Consider the following 17,058-nt stretch of genomic DNA (forward strand, 5'->3'; position numbering starts at 1 on the left):
GGAAGTGGAACACGTCCAAGAATTGTCGGTGCCGCGGACAGGCGGCCTCCTCTCGGCAAACGCCACGCTCCCGCTGAAGGCCGGCGCGATTGCAGGCATCCTGGCGGTGTATGCGGCGGCGGTCGGGATACTCGGTTTGTTTGCCGGGCGCTACGTCATCGTCGATGCGGTCACGCTCGGCCATGTCTTCCTGGCGGCGCTTTCCGGAGCCTGCGGCGCCTATGTCTGGAGCCGCTCCGGCCTGGCCCTCGCGGGGCGGACGATCCAGGTGATCTGCGCCGGCCTGATCGCCGGGCTTTGCCTGGTGGCCCTGGTGTGGCTGATGTCCACCCTCAGCCTGCGCTGGATGTTCACGGCGCTGTCCGCCGACCTGCTCCGTACCCTGACGTTCGGCGAGGGTGCGGTCGGTGGCAGCGTGATCATACTGGTGGCAAGCGTGGCCGCCGCGGTCGCCGGCGCCGTGCTGACCGCATTACCGAGTGGGCTTCGGCGCGGCATCACCTACGGCCTGGTGGCCGTGCTCATCGCCGGCGTGTTTCAGGAACTGATCCAGATTTCGCTGCGTTTCGGCTGGCCGGTGTCGGCCATTCGGGAGGCGCTCTATGTCTGGGGCGGCCTGACGATGCAGGGTGCGGCGATCGTCTTCATTGCGGCCTGCGCCATCTGCTGGCTGGCTGGCCGGATGAAGCGCCGCAGACGATCGGGCGACACGGAAGACCCGGCCTCGCAGTCGCGCAACCAGTTGCTCAACGCGCTCGTGCTGCTCGGCGTGCTCGTGCTGTTCCCGGTGGTGGCCGGTTCCTATATCGGCCAGGTGATGATGCTGGTCTCGCTGTTCGTCCTGATGGGCATGGGGCTGAACATCGAGGTGGGGCTGGCCGGTCTGCTGGACCTGGGCTTCGTCGCCTTCTTCGCGGTGGGCGCCTACACCATCGCCTTGCTGACCGCCGACAGTGACTACGCGCTGGCGCACTACACTTTCCTGCCGGCCCTGAGTTTCTGGACGGCGCTGCCCTTTGCCGTGCTCGCGGCGACAACGGTGGGCGTACTGTTCGGCCTCCCGGTGCTCAGCGTGAAGGGTGACTACCTGGCCGTCGCTACCCTTGGCCTCGGCGAGATCGTCCGCGTGCTGGTCATCTCGGACGCGGCGAAACCGTTCCTCGGCGGTGCCCAGGGAATACTTCAGATCCCGAAGCCGAGCATCGGCAGCTTCGAACTGGCGGACCCGGTCTACCTGTTCTACCTGACGCTCGTCTTCGTCCTCATCGCCGCCTATGTCGCATGGCGCCTGGAGGGTTCGCGGCTCGGTCGCGCCTGGACGGCGATACGCGACGACGAGGACGTCGCCCAGGCGCTCGGCATCAATCTCGTGCAATCGAAGCTGCTGGCCTATGGGCTGGGAGCTGCCTTCGCGGGATTGGCCGGAGCGATCTTCGCGACCATGCTGACCTCGGTCTATCCGCACAGCTTCAGCCTGCTTATCTCGATCAATGTGCTGGCTTTGCTGATCGTCGGCGGCATGGGCAGCCTGCCGGGCGTGATCGTCGGCGCCATCGTGCTGATCGGCCTGCCGGAAGTGCTGCGGGAGTTCGAGGAGTATCGCTATCTCTTCTATGGAGCGCTGCTGATCATCGTCATGCGCGTGCGTCCCGAGGGGCTCTGGCCGTCTCCGCAGCGTCGTCGCGAACTGCGCGCGGAGGCCTGAGCAAGGACCATGAATATGTCCATCGATACCAAGCAAGCTGTCGATCGCGCGGTAATGGTCGAACCCTCTCCGGCGCTGCTGCAGGCCACCGACGTGACGATGAAGTTCGGTGGCCTGACGGCACTGAACCAGATTTGCCTCGGCGTGGAGCAGGGCTCGATCCACAGCATCATCGGCCCCAACGGTGCGGGGAAGACCACGCTGTTCAACTGCATCATGCAGGGATACCGGATCACCTCCGGCGCCATCCATTTTGCCGGGCAAAGACTGGATGGGCTGACGCCGGATCGGGTGGCCGCCGCCGGCATTGCCCGGACCTACCAGAACATCCGGCTGTTTCACGGCATCACCGCCATCGAGAACCTGCTGGTAGGAATGCACCTTCATCTCAAGTCGCGATGGTGGGAGGCGATCCTGAACTCCGCCCATTGCCGGCAGGACGAAGCGCGCGCCCATGCCGAGGCCTGCGAGATGCTGGCTTTCGTCGGCCTGTCGGGCCGCGGCGACATGCTGGCGCGCAACCTGTCCTATGGCGACCAGCGGCGGCTGGAAATCGGCCGGGCGCTCTGTATGAAGCCGAAGCTGCTGATGCTGGACGAGCCGACCGCCGGCATGAATCCGCACGAAATCACCGAGATGATGCATTTCATCCTGCGCATCCGGGAAACCTTCGGCATCACCATCGTTCTCATCGAACACCAGATGCGCCTCGTCATGCGGGTGTCGGACAAGGTCACCGTGCTCGACCATGGCGTGAAGATCGCGGAGGGGCTGCCGGCGGAGGTCAAGAAGGATGGCGCGGTGATCGCGGCGTATCTCGGTCGCGCCGCGCATCGTCAGGAGGAACTGGCGTGAACAATGAGCCCCTGGTGCAGGTGTCCGATTTGCATGTCTTCTACGACCAGATCGAGGCCTTGCGGGGCGTGTCGATGCGCGTCGACAAGGGCGCGATCGTCACGCTCATCGGCGCCAACGGCGCCGGCAAGAGCACACTGTTGCGCACCATCAGCGGCATTCTCCGGCCGAGGTCGGGCAGCATCTATTTCGCCGGCAGAAACCTCGCGCAGACGCCGGCGCACATGATCGCCCGATCGGGGGTCGCCCATGTGCCGGAGGGGCGGAAACTGTTCGCCAAGCTCACGGTGGATGAGAACCTCCGCATGGGCGCTTATCGGCGCAGCGACCGCAAGGGCATCGCGGAGGATCGCGAGCGCATGATGGATCTGTTCCCGAGGCTGCGCGAGCGCATCGGGCAGGTCTCCGGCACGCTTTCCGGCGGCGAGCAGCAGATGGTGGCGATGGCGCGCGCGCTGATGTCGAAGCCGCAGCTCCTGCTGCTCGACGAGCCCAGCATGGGCCTTTCGCCGGTGATGGTGGATTTCGTGTTCGATACCATCAGCAAGATCAACGCCCAGGGCATGTCGATATTGCTGGTCGAGCAGAATGCCAGCTTGTCCCTGAAGATCGCGGCGAATGCCTATGTGATGGAAAGCGGCAGCATCGTGCTCGAAGGCAGCGGCACCTCGCTGCTGCACGATGAACGCGTTCGCTCGGCGTATCTGGGATAGCTACGGGCGCCGTCAGTTCTCGGAAGGCCCGTCGGCATAGATCTTCTTGAGGAGTTGCTTGAAGCGCGTGAGTACCGGGGACGTATTGTCGGCCCGGTACATCACGGAAACGTCTGTGGTCGGGCTTTGCGAGAGCGGAATCAGCGCGAGCTGGCGCTCCCAAAGCATCGATGACCGCTCCGGCACGAACGAGATGCCGTAGCCCGCCGCGACCATGGTCATGACTTCGGGCATCTGGGTCGCCTCATAGACGATGTTCATGGCCACGCCGGCATTGTAGCAGAGGCTGATGACCTGATCGAAGAAGCCCGGCAACGGGTTGCGTGCCATGATGATCAGCTTCTCGTCATTGAGCTGGTCCAAGCTGATCACTGTCTTGCCGGCGAGCGGATGGCCATGCGGGAGCGCGACCTTGAGGCGCTCCTGCCAGGCCCGCTCGATCACCAGGAACTTGTCGTCGATCGAGATCGGCGCCGGGCGCGCCGAGAAGCTGGCAAAGCCGACATCGAGCTCGCCGCGCGCCACGGACCTCAGCTGCGATTCCGGGTCGAGCTGCCGCAGCTTGAAGGTTATCGCCCCTCTGCTGTCTTCCCGCAGCGCGGAGAGTATCGGCGGCAGGCTCGAAGCCATTGCGGCGCTCATATAGCCGATATTGATGCCGCCGCCGGTGGCGGAATAATTATGCATCTCGTGGCGGGCTTCCTCCACGCTGTCGAGGATCGCCCGCGCGCGCCGCAGGAACAGCGATCCCTCCGGCGTCAGCTCCACCGCGCGGTTGGAACGCTCGAGCAGCCGGACCCCGAGCTCTAGCTCCAACTCCTTGATCTGTTGGCTCAATGGCGGCTGCGAGACGTTCAGCTTCTCGGCGGCGCGGCGGAAATGCTGCTCGTCGCACACGGCCACGAAGTAGCGCAGCTGCCTCAGGTTCATCGCATCCTCCATGATCTGATTTTCAGATCACTGCGATACTTAATGCATATTTTCCATATGCTAAAGGGCCGCCTAACGTTCGTCTCGTCGCTGATCGTTCAGCGGAGCAGGCGTGAAACCATGCAGACGGACGTGACCATGAAGGGCGCCGAACTGGCCGAAGCCAACGCGATCATCAAGACCTGCGTGCACTACGGCTTCTGCACCAATACGTGCCCGACCTATGTGCTCCTCGGCGACGAGAACGAATCGCCGCGCGGGCGTATCGACCTGATCAAGGACATGCTCGCGTCCAACGCCGCTCCGAAGAAGGAGACGGTGCAGCATCTCGACAATTGTCTTTCCTGCCTGTCCTGCATGACGACCTGCGCCGCCAAGGTGGACTACGCGCATCTGATCGACCGGGCGCGAGTGCATATCGAGAAGACCTATGATCGGCCGTTGTTTGATCGCTTCATCCGCACGGCGCTGGCCGGGATCCTGCCGAACCCGAAAGCGCTGACCGCGGCGCTGTGGATGGCCTCGCTTGCCCAGCCGCTGAAGCACATCTTCACCGGGCGGCTGCGCGCCATGCTGGAGCTCGCTCCCACCGGAGCACGGGTTGCTGCCGTAACGAAACGCCAGGTGTTCGCGGCCGAGGGCGAGCGCCGCTCGCGGGTCATCCTGCATCTCGGCTGCGTCCAGCAGGTGGTGGCGCAGCATATCAATGATGCGGCGATCCGGCTGCTGACGCGCCATGGCGTGGAAGTTGTGACGCTCGGCGCCGGGGGCTGCTGCGGTGCCCTCACGCTGCATATGGGCAAGGAAGACAAGGCGCGAGCGGCCGCCCGCCAGGTGATCGCCGCGGTGCAGGCGGAGCTGGAAAGCGACGAGGTCGACGCCGTCGTCATCACCGCCTCGGGCTGTGGAACGACGGTCAAGGACTATGGCCATTTGTTCGCCGCCGATCGGCAGATGTCGGCGGCCGCGACCCGGGTCGCCGGCCTCACGCGCGATATCTCCGAGCTACTCCACAAGCTGCCGCTCCAGCCGGCAACCGGCAACATGGCCTATCGGGTCGCCTATCACGATGCCTGCTCGATGCTGCACGGCCAGAAGGTCATCAGCCAGCCCAGGGCCTTGCTGAAGCGCGCGGGCTTCAAGGTCCACGATATCCCGGAGCGGCATTTCTGCTGCGGCTCGGCGGGAACCTACAACATGCTGCAGCCGGAGCTGGCGGCGCGGCTCGGCCAGCGCAAGGCGGCGAATGTGGGGGCGACGGGCGCCGATATTCTCTGCGCCGGCAATCTCGGCTGCCTCACCCAGATCGGCCACTATTCCGAGCTGCCGGCCGTCCACACCGTCGAACTGCTCGACTGGGCGACCGGTGGCCCACGACCGGCGGCGCTTCGCGGCCGCGATCTCTCCCCCGAAACCGCAGATTTGACGCCCTCCCGGGAGGCGGCACTCACCGCTGCCCCCGAAGGCGCCTTTTGGTGACAGAACCGATGTTGAGCAAGCCGAACCTACCACCCCAGACGCAGCAATTCCTCGACATCGTGCGCGGCGTCCTCGGCGATGAATGGGTTCACACGTCGGAAGCGACGGTGAGCCGCTATGGCGAGACGACGCTGCCGGGGCCGGATCTGCCGCCGCCGGCGGTGCTTTATCCGGGCACGAAGGCCGAGATCGTCGCCATCGTGAAGGCGGCGAACGATACCGGCACGCCGATCTTTCCGATCAGCAATGGCAACAACATCTCGCAAGGCAGCCGCGCGCCGGTCAGCTCCGACCAGATCGTCGTCGATCTCGGCCGGCGGATGAACCGCATCATCGACATTAATGAAGACATGGGCATCGCCACCATCGAGCCCGGGGTTTCCTATCAGCAGCTCCATGACGAGCTGGAGCGGCTGGGCGGCAAGTTCATGGCGGATGTGACCTCCGGCCCCCCCGCCGGCTCGGTGCTCGGCAACGCCCTCGACAAGGGCGCCGGCTATACGCCTTATGCCGATCATTTCTCGATGACGTGCGGCCTGGAGGTCGTCCTCGGCAGCGGCGAGATCCTGCGGACCGGTGACGGTGCGCTGGCGAGCGCCCGCAACTGGCACATGTCGAAATACTCCTACGGCCCGCATCTCGATGGGCTGTTCATCCAGTCCAATTACGGCATCGTCACCCAAGCGGGTTTCTGGCTGATGCCGAAGCCGCCGGTGGTGCGTTCCTTCGCCTTCACCTTCGAGAATGACGACGATGTCGGCGATATTGTCGCCGCCATCAAGCCGTTGAAGCTGTCCGGCTTCGTGCCGACGATGATGCGGCTGTGCAATGATCTCTGGCTGCTGGCCTCCGAGGGGCCGCACCCGAACTATGTGAGCGGGCAGGCGCTGAGCGATGATGATCGCAAGGACCTGCAACGCGCGCACGGCCTGGGCTCATGGACGGTTTCCGGCGCCTTCTATGGCGGCAGCCACGAGGCCCTTGCCCCGCAGATCAATCGCGTTCGCGACCATTTCGCCAGCCTCGGCAAGGGACGCTACATCCCGCACGAGGAAGCGCTGGAGATGCCGGCGCTGGCCGCGGCGGTCGCCGCCTATGCCGGCGTTCCCAGCGTTCACGAGCTGAAGCAGCTGGCATGGCGTCCGGGCGGCGGCATGGCGGGCTTCACGCCGGGTGTTCCGATGGAGCGCGACCTGATCGTCGAATCCAGCCGCAAGTCACGGGAGATCCTGCGCGCGCATGGCCTCGAATATCTGAAGATGTATGTCTGCGGCCCGCGCTTCGCACGTGGCCTGCACCATCTGCTGTGGAACCGTGCGGTCGCCGACGAAGACCGCGCCGCCGACCAGGCCTACCGGGAACTGGTCGCCGCCTATACCGATCTCGGACTGCAGGTCGGGCGCTCACCCATCCGGTACCAGGACCTTCACATGTCGCTGCTGAGCGAAGCGACGAAGAAGACCTGCGACGCCATCAAGGACGTGCTCGACCCCAGGGGCATCATCGCCCCGGGCCGGTACGGCATTGGGCACGCTGCGGCCGGGTACTGATCCAGAACAACGAAACCAGAGGGAGAATTCGGATGCCTAACTTATCGTCTTTGAAAGTATCGGGCTGGGCGGGAGCGGCAGGCCTGCACTTGCTGCTGGCTGGCGTCGTCGCCACTCCGGCCATGGCGGCGGACCCGGTTTCCGACCCGCTCGGAGTGATAAAGATCCAGAAGGGCGCGCCGATCCAGATCGGCGGCTATTGGGTGCTGTCCGGGCCTGACGCGGCGCTCGGCATCGATTCCAAGCGAGGCGTCGAGCTGGCCTTCAAGGATCGGGGCGGCAAGATCGACGGCCACCAGCTTCAGCTCAACGCCCAGGATTCGCTCTGCACGCCCGAAGGCGGCCAGACGGCGGCAACCAAGCTTGCGGCGAATCCGGCGACGGTGATCGTGCTCGGCTCGGCGTGCTCCAGCGAGGTGACGGCGGCGGCCCCCATCCTCTGGAAAGCCGGCATCACCAATATCGGGACCTCGGCATCCGCGCCGAAGCTGACCGCGCCCGATCGCAAGCCCGGCTATGACGGCTTCGTCCGCACCATTCCCAATGATCTCGACCAGGGGAAGGCCGACGCCGAATACGTCTTCAACACCCTCAAGAAGAAGTCGATCGTCACCATCCATGACGGCAGCCCGTTCGCGGAACAGCTGCAGGCGGTCATGGCCGGGCGCTTCAAGGAACTGGGCGGGACGGTGCTCTCGCAGGAGGCCACGACCCCCACCGAAGTCGACATGAAGCCGCTGCTGACCAATGTCGCGGCGCTGAAGCCCGACCTCGTCTATATGCCGATCTTCGTGGCGGCGGCCTCGCAGATCATCCGCCAGGCGAAGGATGTCCCCGGCCTGGAGAAAACCTCCCTGCTCGGCAGCAATGGCCTGATGTCGGCCGACCTGATCCAGGCCGCCGGCTCCTCGGTGGTCGGCTTCCAGTTCACCTACCAGGACATCTCGCCGGAGGCGCTGGGCAAGGCCTATCCGAAGTTCGTCGAGGCGTACAAGGCGGCGTATGGCGAGGCGCCGATCTCCGGCTACCACGCCAACGCCTATGACGCCGCCACTGCCGCGCTCAACGCCATCGAGAAGGTCGCCGTGACCAACGACAATGGCGACATGCTGATCGGCAAGAAAGCGCTGCGCGACGCGGTATTCGCCACGCAGTTCGACGGACTTTCCGGCCGGATCAGCTGCGACAAGCTCGGCAACTGCGCGCAGTTCCATCACGCAGTCTATGAATACACCAATGCCGACGTGTCGACCTACGAACCCGGCAAGAACCCCAAGAAGATCTATCCCTGACCCAATGAAAGACCTGGGTCCGCGCGATGCGGACCCAGGCGTCGGCGCCGGACACCAAGCATGCCCAAACCGAGCTATCGCAATCTGGACCGGCAGGCGCTGGACCGCGAATATTTCGCCCGCGGCACGGTGCCTGACGTCGACATCTTCATCGACGCCTATGCAAGGCTGAGCCGTGCCGCCAAGCGGACGCTGAAGGGCGAGGTGGACATCGCCTATGGACCAGGCGCCGACGAGACGCTCGACCTGTTCGTGCCTCACGCCGGCGCGCCGCTCTTCGTGTTCATCCATGGCGGCTTCTGGCGCGCGCTGTCGAAGGATGAATCGAGCTTCATGGCGCCGGCGCTGTGCAAGGCCGGCTTTGCGGTCGCCGCGATCAATTACAGCCTCGCGCCACTGGTTCCTATCGGCGAGATCGTGCGGCAGGCGCGACTGTCGATCGTCTGGCTGTGGCGCAACGCGGCGCGATTGGGTTTCGACCCTACGCGGATCCATATCTGCGGCAGTTCCGCAGGAGCCCACCTCGCCGCCATGCTGCTCGATGAGCAATGGCAAGCCACTGAGGGACTGCCATCCGGTCTCATATGCAGCGCGACGCTGCTGAGCGGGCTGTTCGACCTCGAACCGCTGCGGCATTGCCATGTCAATGACTGGATGAAGCTTGGCAAGGCGCAGGCGAGGCGCAACAGTCCCGTGGCGCTGCCCATCGTGCCGCAGGCACGCGTGCATGTCGCCTTTGCGCAAACCGACACCGATGAGTTCAAGCGGCAGTCGCGGCATTACGCAAAGCTCTGCATCGACGCCGGCGCGACGGTCTCGTGCACCGAATACGCCAACACCAACCACTTCGACATCGTGCTGAAGCTGGCCGAACCTGAGACGACACTGTTCCGCCAAGTCACCCGTTTCATGCTCGAAAGCCACCGTGACCAAGCCAAAGGAGACATCCATGCCTGAAACGGTCGAGACCATGGTCACGCACGCACGCAAGGCTTTCAGCCTGGAGGGCAATCGGGTTCTGGTGACCGGCGCTGCCGGCGGCATCGGCGCCGCGGTTGCTCGCGCATGCTCTGCACTCGGTGCCGAGGTGCTGCTGACCGACGTTCGCAGTTGCGAGGCAGTGTCGGCGGAACTGGTCTCGGACGGGAAACCCGCGGCGAGACTGGAGCTCGATATTTCGCGGCCAGAAGCGCCGGATGAATTGGCCGCATGGGCGGGCGACGTCGATGCTCTCGTCGTCGGCGCGGGAATCTACCGGCCGATCGACTGGGACCACGATGATTGGGAGCGAGAAGTCACGCTCGCCCTCGATACCAATCTCAAGGCGCCGATGCGCCTGGCGCGTGCTTTCGCCGACAGGATGGCGGCGAGGGGCAGCGGGCGGATGGTGTTGGTCGGCTCGGTCGCGGCCCTGACCGGCGGCACATTCCCGGGCGTCGGCCCGCATTATGCGGTCACCAAGGGCGGGCTTCATACCCTGGTTCGCTATCTGGCGGCGCGCTACACGCCCTCTGGCGTGCTGGTCAACGGCGTCGCGCCGGGAACGATCGACACGCCGATGCTGAAGGATCTCGATCTTCGCCCGGCCCTGGCCAAGCAGCCCTTGAAGCGTGCGGCCCAGCCCGAGGAGGTGGCCTGGCCGATCGCCTTCCTGTGCGCGCCGGCCGCGAGCTTCATCTCCGGCATGATCATGGACGTGAATGGCGGGAATTATATGCGGCCGTGAGGGGATGGCCTCAAAGGCAACCACGTCATCCTGAGGTGCGAGCGCAGCGAGCCTCGAAGGATGCTGAAGCAGGGCAACGCTTACCAGGTATGAGCATCCTTCGAGGCTCGGGCTTTGCCCAAGCACCTCAGGATGACGTGGTTCTTGGTTTCCGGGATGAGTTTTCGGCCACGCCCTGAGCTGGCGTGAGTTTTTGCGCGTAGCTGCGCAGCACCCCGCTGAAGGTCGCGACAGCAGGAGAGATCGAACGGCCACTGGCATGGATCAGGACGACGTCGCGGGAGATCACCGGATCGACCAGCGGCCTCGCAATGACGGCGTAGTGGCGAGCGGCGGCCAGCGCGTAGGACGGCAGCACGGAAACGCCGAGATCCGCTTCCACCAGGGCAAGGGCCGTCGTTATCAGCGATACTTCGAAAGCCGGCTTCGCCGAGATGCCCGCGGATTCGATGCCGATGTCCATCAGCAGGCGAATGCCGCTGGTCCGGGTCAGCGCGATCAGCGGTTGGTCCCGAAGTTCAGACCAGGCGACGGTCGTCAAATCATGAGCCGGATGCTCGGGCGAGCAGAACATCATCAGGTTGTCGCGCATCAGCAAGGTGCGCTCGATGCCTTCCTCGCTGGGCGAGAATGTTCCCAGGCCGCAATCGGCCTTGCCGGTAACGACGCTTGCGACGATCTCTTCGGTGCCGATGTCGATCAGCTCGATCGCGACGCCGGGATAGTCGCGGTGGAACGCCGCTATGGCCTGCGGCAGGATCACCGATGACAGCAGCGGCGGCGCGGCAACCCTGATGCGGCCGCGCCGCCGCGTCGCCAGATCGCGAACGTTTTCGACGGCGTGTTCAAGATCCTCGAGAATCTTCGAGGTCGACCCCTGGAATTCGAGGCCTGCGGCGGTGAGCTCGACGCGACGAGTGGTCCGATCGAACAGGCGCACGCCGAGTTCCGCCTCCAGGTCTTTCACCGCCTGCGACAAAGCGGGCTGAGCGACATGCAGGTGCCGGGAGGCGGTGGAAAAATTGCCGTGCTCGGCGACCGCAAGGAACGCCTCGATATGCCTGAGCGCGAGCTTCATGCGTCGTACCTATAATAACTGACGATCAATTAATACCATAAATGACAATTGAGCGATAGATCGCTGTCGTGCAGATTCGCGCCTATCGGCTTTTCGCGACGCCGTCGCAGCGATGGCTTCGTCGGGTCAGCAGGCTTCCACTCCAGAAGTCGAACCTGCGCGTTTCATAAGGCACATCATGACGACCTACCCTGATCTCCAGCTTTATATTGCGGGTGAATGGCGAAAGTCTGCGGAGACGCAGCCGGTCCTCAATCCTGCGGATGAGAGCGTGATCGGAATGCTTCCGATTGCCCGTCGCGCGGATCTCGACGACGCGCTGGCCGCCGCAGTGGAAGGCCACAAGATCTGGAGCCGGACGTCGCCGGCGAAGCGCGCCGCCGTGATGCTGAAGGCCGCCGCCCTGATGCGCGAGCGGACCGAGGAGATCGCCTACGCCATCACGCTGGAGCACGGCAAGCCGATCACCCAGGCCCGGCAGGAAGTGCAGCGCGGTTGTGAGTTCTTCGAGTGGGATGCGGCGGAGGCCGTGCGGACCTATGGCCGGGTGATTCCGAGCGAATCCGACATTCGCTACATCGTGCTGCATCAGCCGATCGGTCCGGTCGCGGCGTTCTCGCCGTGGAACTTCCCGATGAGCCAGCCGGCCCGCAAGATCGGCGGCGCGCTGGCGGCCGGCTGCTCGATCATCCTGAAGGCCTCGGAGGAAACCCCGGCCGGCGCGATCCATATCGCCCGCGCGTTCCATGATGCCGGCTTGCCCGCCGGTGTGCTGAACCTCGTCTTCGGCATGCCCTCCGAGATCTCCGAGTATCTCATCCCGCAGACGCCGATCCGGCTCGTGGCCTTCACCGGATCGACGGCGGTGGGCAAGCATCTGACCGGCATCGCCGCGCGGCACATGAAGCCGGTGCTCATGGAGCTCGGCGGGCACGCGCCGGTCATCGTCTGCGATGATGTCGACCCAATCGCCGCGGCACTGACGTCGGTGGCGCGCAAGGCCCGCAACGCCGGCCAGGTGTGCACCTCGCCGACCCGCTTCTTCGTGCATGAGAAGCTGTACGCGGCATTCACCGAAGCGTTCGCCGAGAGGGCGAGGACCATCAAGGTCGGCAACGGCCTGGACCCCGCCATCCAGATGGGGCCGGTGGCGAACCATCGCCGTATCGACGCTCTCGAAGCGCTGGTCTCCGACGCGAGGGCTAAGGGCGCGCGCGTGCTCGCCGGCGGCGAGCGCGTCGGAAATCGCGGCTACTTCTTCCCGTTGACCGTGCTGTCGGACCTGCCCGACGACGCCCAGGCCATGCATGTGGAACCCTTCGGGCCGCTGGCGCTCATCAACCCCGTGCGCTCGCTCGACGATGCGATCGAGCAGGCGAATTCGCTGCCCTTCGGCCTCGCCGCCTATGCCTTCACGCATTCCGCTCGCAACGCTCATCAGCTGTCGGAGTGCATCGAGGCCGGCAACATCTCGATCAATACGCTGGAAGCCTCCGTGGCCGAGACCCCGTTCGGCGGCGTCAAGGAGAGCGGCTATGGCCGCGAGGGCGGAGCGGAAGGGCTGTCGCACTACACCGTCGTCAAGAACGTCTCACACCGCATGACGCTGTGACGGCACATGGCGGCAGCTCTACCTCAAACCAGGACGCAAGCGATGAAGCTCACCATCAATGAAGCCGTCCACGAGGTCGATGCCGACCCGGATATGCCGCTGCTGTGGGTGCTGCGCGATCTCATCGGGCTGACCGGAACGAAGTTCGGCTGCGGCGCCGCGCAATGCGGGGCGTGCACCGTCCATGTCGACGGCGTGCCGGCGCGTTCCTGCGTCACCCCGGTGTCGATGGTCGAAGGGCAGGGGATCACCACCATCGAAGGACTGTCCGGCAAGGCGAGCGAGGCGGTCCGCAAGGCCTGGGTGGCGCTCGACGTGCCGCAGTGCGGCTACTGCCAGTCCGGCCAGGTGATGGCGGCGGTCGCGCTGCTGACGGACACGCCGAAACCCACCGACGCCGACATCGACACCGCGATGGACGGCAATCTGTGCCGCTGCAACACCTATCATCGCATCCGCGCCGGCATCCACGAAGCCGCCCGGATCATGGGAGCCTGACCGATGCGCGCTCCCTTCAAACGCCCCCAGCCGAACCTGTCGCGCCGCCATTTCCTTCTCGTCACCGGCGTCGCTGGCGCTGGGCTGACGCTCGGCATGCCACTGTTCGCCGCCGAGCAACAGGGGACGCCGGCGGCCGGGCAGACCCCGTTCGAAGCCTATCTTCGGATCGCCCCCGACAGCAGCGTGACCGTTCTCTCGGCTCATGTGGATATGGGCCAGGGCATCTATACCGGCATCGCCACGCTGGTGGCCGAGGAACTCGACGCTGATCCTGCGCAGATGCGCGCGGAAGGTGCCGCCGGCAATCCGAAGCTATATGCCAACCTCGCCACCGGCGGAGAGAAGCAGGAGACCCAAGGCTCCACGGCGACCAGTTCCTCGTTCGAGCGCTACCGGCTCGCCGGCGCCACGGCGCGCGCCATGCTGGTCCAGGCGGCCGCCGCGGAATGGAAGCTGCCCGCCGCGCAGATCACGGTGAAGCGCGGCGTCGTCAGCCATTCGTCTGGCAAGAGCGCTTCGTTCGGTGCCCTGGCCGAGGCGGCCGCGAAACTTCCGGTGCCGACGGACATCGTGCTGAAGAACCCCAAGGACTGGAACTATATCGGCACCGAGACCTTCCGGCGCCTCGACAGCGCCGACAAATCAACGGGCCGCCAGACCTACACGATCGATGTGAAGCTGCCGGGCATGCTGACCGCCGTCATCGCCCATCCCCCGCAGTTCGGCGGCACCGTCCGTTCGTTCGATGCCAGGGCGGCGAAAGCGGTGAAGGGCGTGGTCGAGGTGGTCGCCATTTCCCGCGGCGTCGCCGTGCTGGCCGACAACAGCTGGGCAGCGATCAAGGGCCGCGAGGCACTGACCGTGGACTGGGCGCTCGAAACCGCCGAGAAGCGCGGCAGCGAGCAACTGATGGCCGAGTATAAGCGCCTCGCCGCCGAGCCACCGACGGCGGTGGCGGTCACGCGCGGCGAGCCCGACGCGGCGCTCGCCGGCGCAGCCAGGGTGGTGGAGGCGAGATACGAATTCCCCTATCTCGCGCATGCTCCCATGGAGCCGCTCGATGCAGTGGCGTGGCGCCGGGGCGACCAGCTCGAACTCTGGGGCGGCTTCCAGCTCACCGATCATTATCACGCGGTCGCGGCGCGCACGGCCGAGCTGCCGCTGGAGAATGTGAAGCTGCACGTCATGATGACCGGTGGCGGCTTCGGGCGCCGCGGCACGCCAGACGCCCAGATCGCCGTGGAAGCGGTGGAGTGCGCAAAGGCGATTGGCTGGCGCGCGCCGGTCAAAGTGCTCTGGACCCGCGAGGACGACATCACCGGCGGCCGCTATCGGCCGATGGCCCTGCATGTAGTCAAGGCCGGGCTGGACGCCGCCGGCAAGCTGGTCGGCTGGAAGCATCGTATCGTCACCCAGTCGATCCTGGGCGGCACCTTGTTCGATGCCTATGTCAAGGACGGCGTCGACTGGAGTTCCGTGGAAGGCGTGGTCGACACGCCCTATGCGGTTCCCAACTTCGCGCTGGACCTCACCACCACCAAGGTCGGGGTGCCCTTGCTGTGGTGGCGCTCGGTCGGCCACAGCCACACCGCCTATGTGATGGAGACGATGGTGGATGAGCTCGCCGCGCTCGCCGGGCGCGATCCGATCGTGTTCCGGCAGGAGCTGTTGGCAGGCAACCCACGCCACCTCCGCGTCCTTAAACTGGCAGCGGAACAGGCCGGGTGGGGCCGGCCTCTGCCGGAGGGGCGCTTTCGCGGCGTCGCGGTGCACGAGTTCTACGGCACCGTCGCCGCCGAGGTGGCGGAGATCGCTATCGACCGCAAAGGCGGCTTCCGGGTGGAGCGTGTGGTCTGCGCGGTCGATTGCGGCGTCGCGGTCAATCCGGACCAGGTGCGTGCCCAGATGGAAGGCAGCATCGGCTTCGGCCTCGGGGCGATCCTGCACTCGCAGATCACTCTGAGCGACGGCAAGGTCGACCAGACCAATTTCGATAGCTACGAGGTGCTGCGCATCAGCGAGATGCCCAAAATCGAGGTGCATATCGTGCCGTCGGGCGAGAAGCCGACCGGCGTCGGCGAACCCGGTCTGCCGCCGGTCGGCCCGGCGGTGGCGAATGCGCTGGCCGCCGCAACGGGTCGCCGGGTGCGCATCCTGCCGATGGATCGCGGGACGGGCTGAGCACATATGCGCACGCGGATCGAACGGGATTCCCTCGGCGAGCGGGCTGTACCCGAAGACGCCTATTACGGCATCCAGACACTTCGGGCGGTCGAGAATTTCGGCCTGTCCGACATTACGCTGAGCCATTTCCCGGCGCTCGTGCGTTCGCTGGCGATGGTCAAGAAGGCCGCTGCCATCGCCAATCATGCCGCGGGCGCGCTGGCCGAGCCGAAATTCTCCGCCGTCGTCGGCGCCTGCGACGACATCATTGCCGGCCAGCTGATCGACGCGTTCGTCGTCGATGTGTTCCAGGGCGGCGCCGGCACCTCGACCAACATGAACGCCAATGAGGTCATCGCCAATCGTGCGCTGGAACATCTCGGCCGGCCGCGTGGCGAATACCTGACGGTTCATCCCAATGACGACGTGAACATGTCGCAGTCGACCAATGACGTCTATCCAACGGCGGTCCGACTGGCGATCATGCTCAGCTGTTCCGAGCTCCAGGCCTCGCTTGCGGCGCTCATCGCGGCTTTCGAGAGCAAGGCGCGCGAATTCTCGACGACGGTCAAGATCGGCCGCACGCAGTTGCAGGAGGCGGTGCCGATCACGCTTGGCCTCGAGTTCGAGGCGTTCGCCGCGACGCTGACCGAGGACACCGCGCGGCTGGAGGAGGTCGCCTGCTTCTTCCGGGAAGTGAACCTCGGCGGCACGGCTGTGGGCACGCGGGTCAATGCGACACGCGCCTATGCGCAGCGCGCGATCGCCGAGCTGTCGCAGATCTCCGGCCTGCCGCTCATTGCCGCCGGCAATCTGATGGAAGCCAGCTGGGACACCGGCGCCTTCGTCAATTTCTCCGGCATCCTCCGCCGGATCGCGGTGAAGCTTTCGAAGATCTGCAACGATCTCAGATTGCTGTCGAGCGGGCCGCGCAGCGGTCTCGGCGAGATCCGCCTGCCGCCGGTTCAGCCCGGCTCGTCGATCATGCCAGGCAAGGTCAACCCCGTCATTCCGGAATCGGTGAACCAGGTCTGCTACCAGATCATCGGCAACGACCTCGCCGTGACCATGGCGGCCGAGGGCGGCCAGCTGCAGCTGAACGCGTTCGAGCCCCTGATCGCCTACAATCTGCTGACCTCGATGCGGCTGCTCGGCCGCGCCATGACCAATCTTGCCGAGCGCTGCGTCCGTGGCATTGAAGCGGATGTCGAACGCTGCCGGGCCGGAGCGGAAGGCAGCATCTCGCTGGCGACTGCCCTGGTACCGGTGGTCGGCTATGGGCGTGCCGCCGAGATCGCCAAGGAAGCGCTGCGGTCGGGACGAACCGTCAAGGATGTGGCGGCTTCGCTCGCCATCGATCCTGTGACGCTGGAAGAACTGCTCGACCCGATGTCTATGGCGATGAGGCAGGATGCGCTGACGCCCGGATAGAGGAGCGTCAGCGCTGCCCGGAT

The 17,058-nt window shown here is 65.4% G+C and carries 14 protein-coding genes; 12 read left to right on the forward strand and 2 right to left on the reverse strand.

Going from position 1 to position 17,058, the window contains the following annotated elements; genetic code table 11:
• Positions 1 to 4 precede the first annotated feature (4 nt).
• From G3545_RS20400 to G3545_RS20410, 3 genes are read left to right on the forward strand one after another with little or no spacing between them, the layout of a single operon-like run.
• Positions 5 to 1,705 (forward strand): branched-chain amino acid ABC transporter permease, encoded by a 1,701-nt coding sequence (locus G3545_RS20400; protein WP_170015126.1) that lies wholly within the window; start codon positions 5 to 7, stop codon positions 1,703 to 1,705.
• A 15-nt stretch (positions 1,706 to 1,720) separates the two neighbouring features.
• Positions 1,721 to 2,560, forward strand: coding sequence for an ABC transporter ATP-binding protein (locus G3545_RS20405; RefSeq protein ID WP_246702495.1), 840 nt, complete (start codon positions 1,721 to 1,723; stop codon positions 2,558 to 2,560).
• On the forward strand, positions 2,557 to 3,273 hold the full coding sequence (locus tag G3545_RS20410) for an ABC transporter ATP-binding protein (RefSeq protein ID WP_246702496.1): 717 nt from the start codon (positions 2,557 to 2,559) through the stop codon (positions 3,271 to 3,273). The genes G3545_RS20405 and G3545_RS20410 overlap by 4 nt, the downstream gene beginning before the upstream one ends.
• 12 nt (positions 3,274 to 3,285) lie before the next feature.
• On the opposite strand, the gene G3545_RS20415 is transcribed toward G3545_RS20410, so the two are convergent.
• A complete protein-coding gene (locus G3545_RS20415) occupies positions 3,286 to 4,203 on the reverse strand; it encodes a LysR substrate-binding domain-containing protein (RefSeq protein ID WP_170015128.1) in 918 nt (305 codons plus the stop codon).
• Here G3545_RS20415 and glcF point away from each other — a divergent pair.
• The 5 genes from glcF to G3545_RS20440 are packed head-to-tail and all read left to right on the forward strand — an operon-like array spanning position 4,153 to position 10,250.
• Positions 4,153 to 5,682 (forward strand): glycolate oxidase subunit GlcF, encoded by a 1,530-nt coding sequence (gene glcF, locus G3545_RS20420; RefSeq protein ID WP_348644589.1) that lies wholly within the window; start codon positions 4,153 to 4,155, stop codon positions 5,680 to 5,682. The two genes, G3545_RS20415 and glcF, sit on opposite strands and share 51 nt — an antisense overlap.
• 11 nt (positions 5,683 to 5,693) lie before the next feature.
• Positions 5,694 to 7,232 (forward strand): FAD-binding oxidoreductase, encoded by a 1,539-nt coding sequence (locus tag G3545_RS20425; protein ID WP_206151304.1) that lies wholly within the window; start codon positions 5,694 to 5,696, stop codon positions 7,230 to 7,232.
• Positions 7,233 to 7,264: 32 nt separating this feature from the next.
• Positions 7,265 to 8,524 carry a branched-chain amino acid ABC transporter substrate-binding protein gene (locus G3545_RS20430; RefSeq protein WP_170015130.1) on the forward strand — a complete coding sequence of 420 codons (1,260 nt, stop codon included), beginning with the start codon at positions 7,265 to 7,267 and terminating at the stop codon, positions 8,522 to 8,524.
• A gap of 60 nt (positions 8,525 to 8,584) precedes the next feature.
• Positions 8,585 to 9,481: an alpha/beta hydrolase gene (locus G3545_RS20435; RefSeq protein WP_170015132.1), complete on the forward strand. Its 897-nt coding sequence runs from the start codon at positions 8,585 to 8,587 to the stop codon at positions 9,479 to 9,481.
• Positions 9,474 to 10,250 carry an SDR family oxidoreductase gene (locus G3545_RS20440; protein ID WP_170015134.1) on the forward strand — a complete coding sequence of 259 codons (777 nt, stop codon included), beginning with the start codon at positions 9,474 to 9,476 and terminating at the stop codon, positions 10,248 to 10,250. Before G3545_RS20435 ends, G3545_RS20440 begins: the two co-directional genes overlap by 8 nt.
• A 127-nt stretch (positions 10,251 to 10,377) precedes the next feature.
• Here G3545_RS20440 and G3545_RS20445 read toward each other — a convergent pair whose 3' ends face one another.
• On the reverse strand, positions 10,378 to 11,328 hold the full coding sequence (locus tag G3545_RS20445; protein ID WP_170015136.1) for a LysR family transcriptional regulator: 951 nt from the start codon (positions 11,326 to 11,328) through the stop codon (positions 10,378 to 10,380).
• Positions 11,329 to 11,506: 178 nt separating this feature from the next.
• Here G3545_RS20445 and G3545_RS20450 point away from each other — a divergent pair, with 178 nt between their 5' ends.
• The 4 genes from G3545_RS20450 to G3545_RS20465 are packed head-to-tail and all read left to right on the forward strand — an operon-like array spanning position 11,507 to position 17,035.
• Positions 11,507 to 12,940: an NAD-dependent succinate-semialdehyde dehydrogenase gene (locus tag G3545_RS20450; RefSeq protein WP_170015138.1), complete on the forward strand. Its 1,434-nt coding sequence runs from the start codon at positions 11,507 to 11,509 to the stop codon at positions 12,938 to 12,940.
• Between the two features lie 42 nt (positions 12,941 to 12,982).
• On the forward strand, positions 12,983 to 13,438 hold the full coding sequence (locus tag G3545_RS20455; RefSeq protein ID WP_170015140.1) for a (2Fe-2S)-binding protein: 456 nt from the start codon (positions 12,983 to 12,985) through the stop codon (positions 13,436 to 13,438).
• Between the two features lie 3 nt (positions 13,439 to 13,441).
• Positions 13,442 to 15,622, forward strand: coding sequence for a xanthine dehydrogenase family protein molybdopterin-binding subunit (locus G3545_RS20460; RefSeq protein ID WP_170015142.1), 2,181 nt, complete (start codon positions 13,442 to 13,444; stop codon positions 15,620 to 15,622).
• Between the two features lie 6 nt (positions 15,623 to 15,628).
• Positions 15,629 to 17,035 carry an aspartate ammonia-lyase gene (locus tag G3545_RS20465; RefSeq protein WP_170015144.1) on the forward strand — a complete coding sequence of 469 codons (1,407 nt, stop codon included), beginning with the start codon at positions 15,629 to 15,631 and terminating at the stop codon, positions 17,033 to 17,035.
• Positions 17,036 to 17,058 lie beyond the last annotated feature (23 nt).

The sequence above is a fragment of the Starkeya sp. ORNL1 genome (assembly GCF_012971745.1).
Taxonomy (GTDB): domain Bacteria; phylum Pseudomonadota; class Alphaproteobacteria; order Rhizobiales; family Xanthobacteraceae; genus Ancylobacter.

Coding starts and splice junctions, on each gene's coding strand:
- G3545_RS20405 (WP_246702495.1), top strand. CDS start 1,721: ATGTCCATCGATACCAAGCAAGCTGTCGATCGCGCGGTAATGGTCGAA.
- G3545_RS20415 (WP_170015128.1), bottom strand. CDS start 4,203: ATGAACCTGAGGCAGCTGCGCTACTTCGTGGCCGTGTGCGACGAGCAG.
- G3545_RS20440 (WP_170015134.1), top strand. CDS start 9,474: ATGCCTGAAACGGTCGAGACCATGGTCACGCACGCACGCAAGGCTTTC.
- G3545_RS20435 (WP_170015132.1), top strand. CDS start 8,585: ATGCCCAAACCGAGCTATCGCAATCTGGACCGGCAGGCGCTGGACCGC.
- G3545_RS20445 (WP_170015136.1), bottom strand. CDS start 11,328: ATGAAGCTCGCGCTCAGGCATATCGAGGCGTTCCTTGCGGTCGCCGAG.
- G3545_RS20450 (WP_170015138.1), top strand. CDS start 11,507: ATGACGACCTACCCTGATCTCCAGCTTTATATTGCGGGTGAATGGCGA.
- G3545_RS20465 (WP_170015144.1), top strand. CDS start 15,629: ATGCGCACGCGGATCGAACGGGATTCCCTCGGCGAGCGGGCTGTACCC.
- G3545_RS20460 (WP_170015142.1), top strand. CDS start 13,442: ATGCGCGCTCCCTTCAAACGCCCCCAGCCGAACCTGTCGCGCCGCCAT.
- glcF (WP_348644589.1), top strand. CDS start 4,153: ATGCTGCTCGTCGCACACGGCCACGAAGTAGCGCAGCTGCCTCAGGTT.
- G3545_RS20430 (WP_170015130.1), top strand. CDS start 7,265: ATGCCTAACTTATCGTCTTTGAAAGTATCGGGCTGGGCGGGAGCGGCA.
- G3545_RS20455 (WP_170015140.1), top strand. CDS start 12,983: ATGAAGCTCACCATCAATGAAGCCGTCCACGAGGTCGATGCCGACCCG.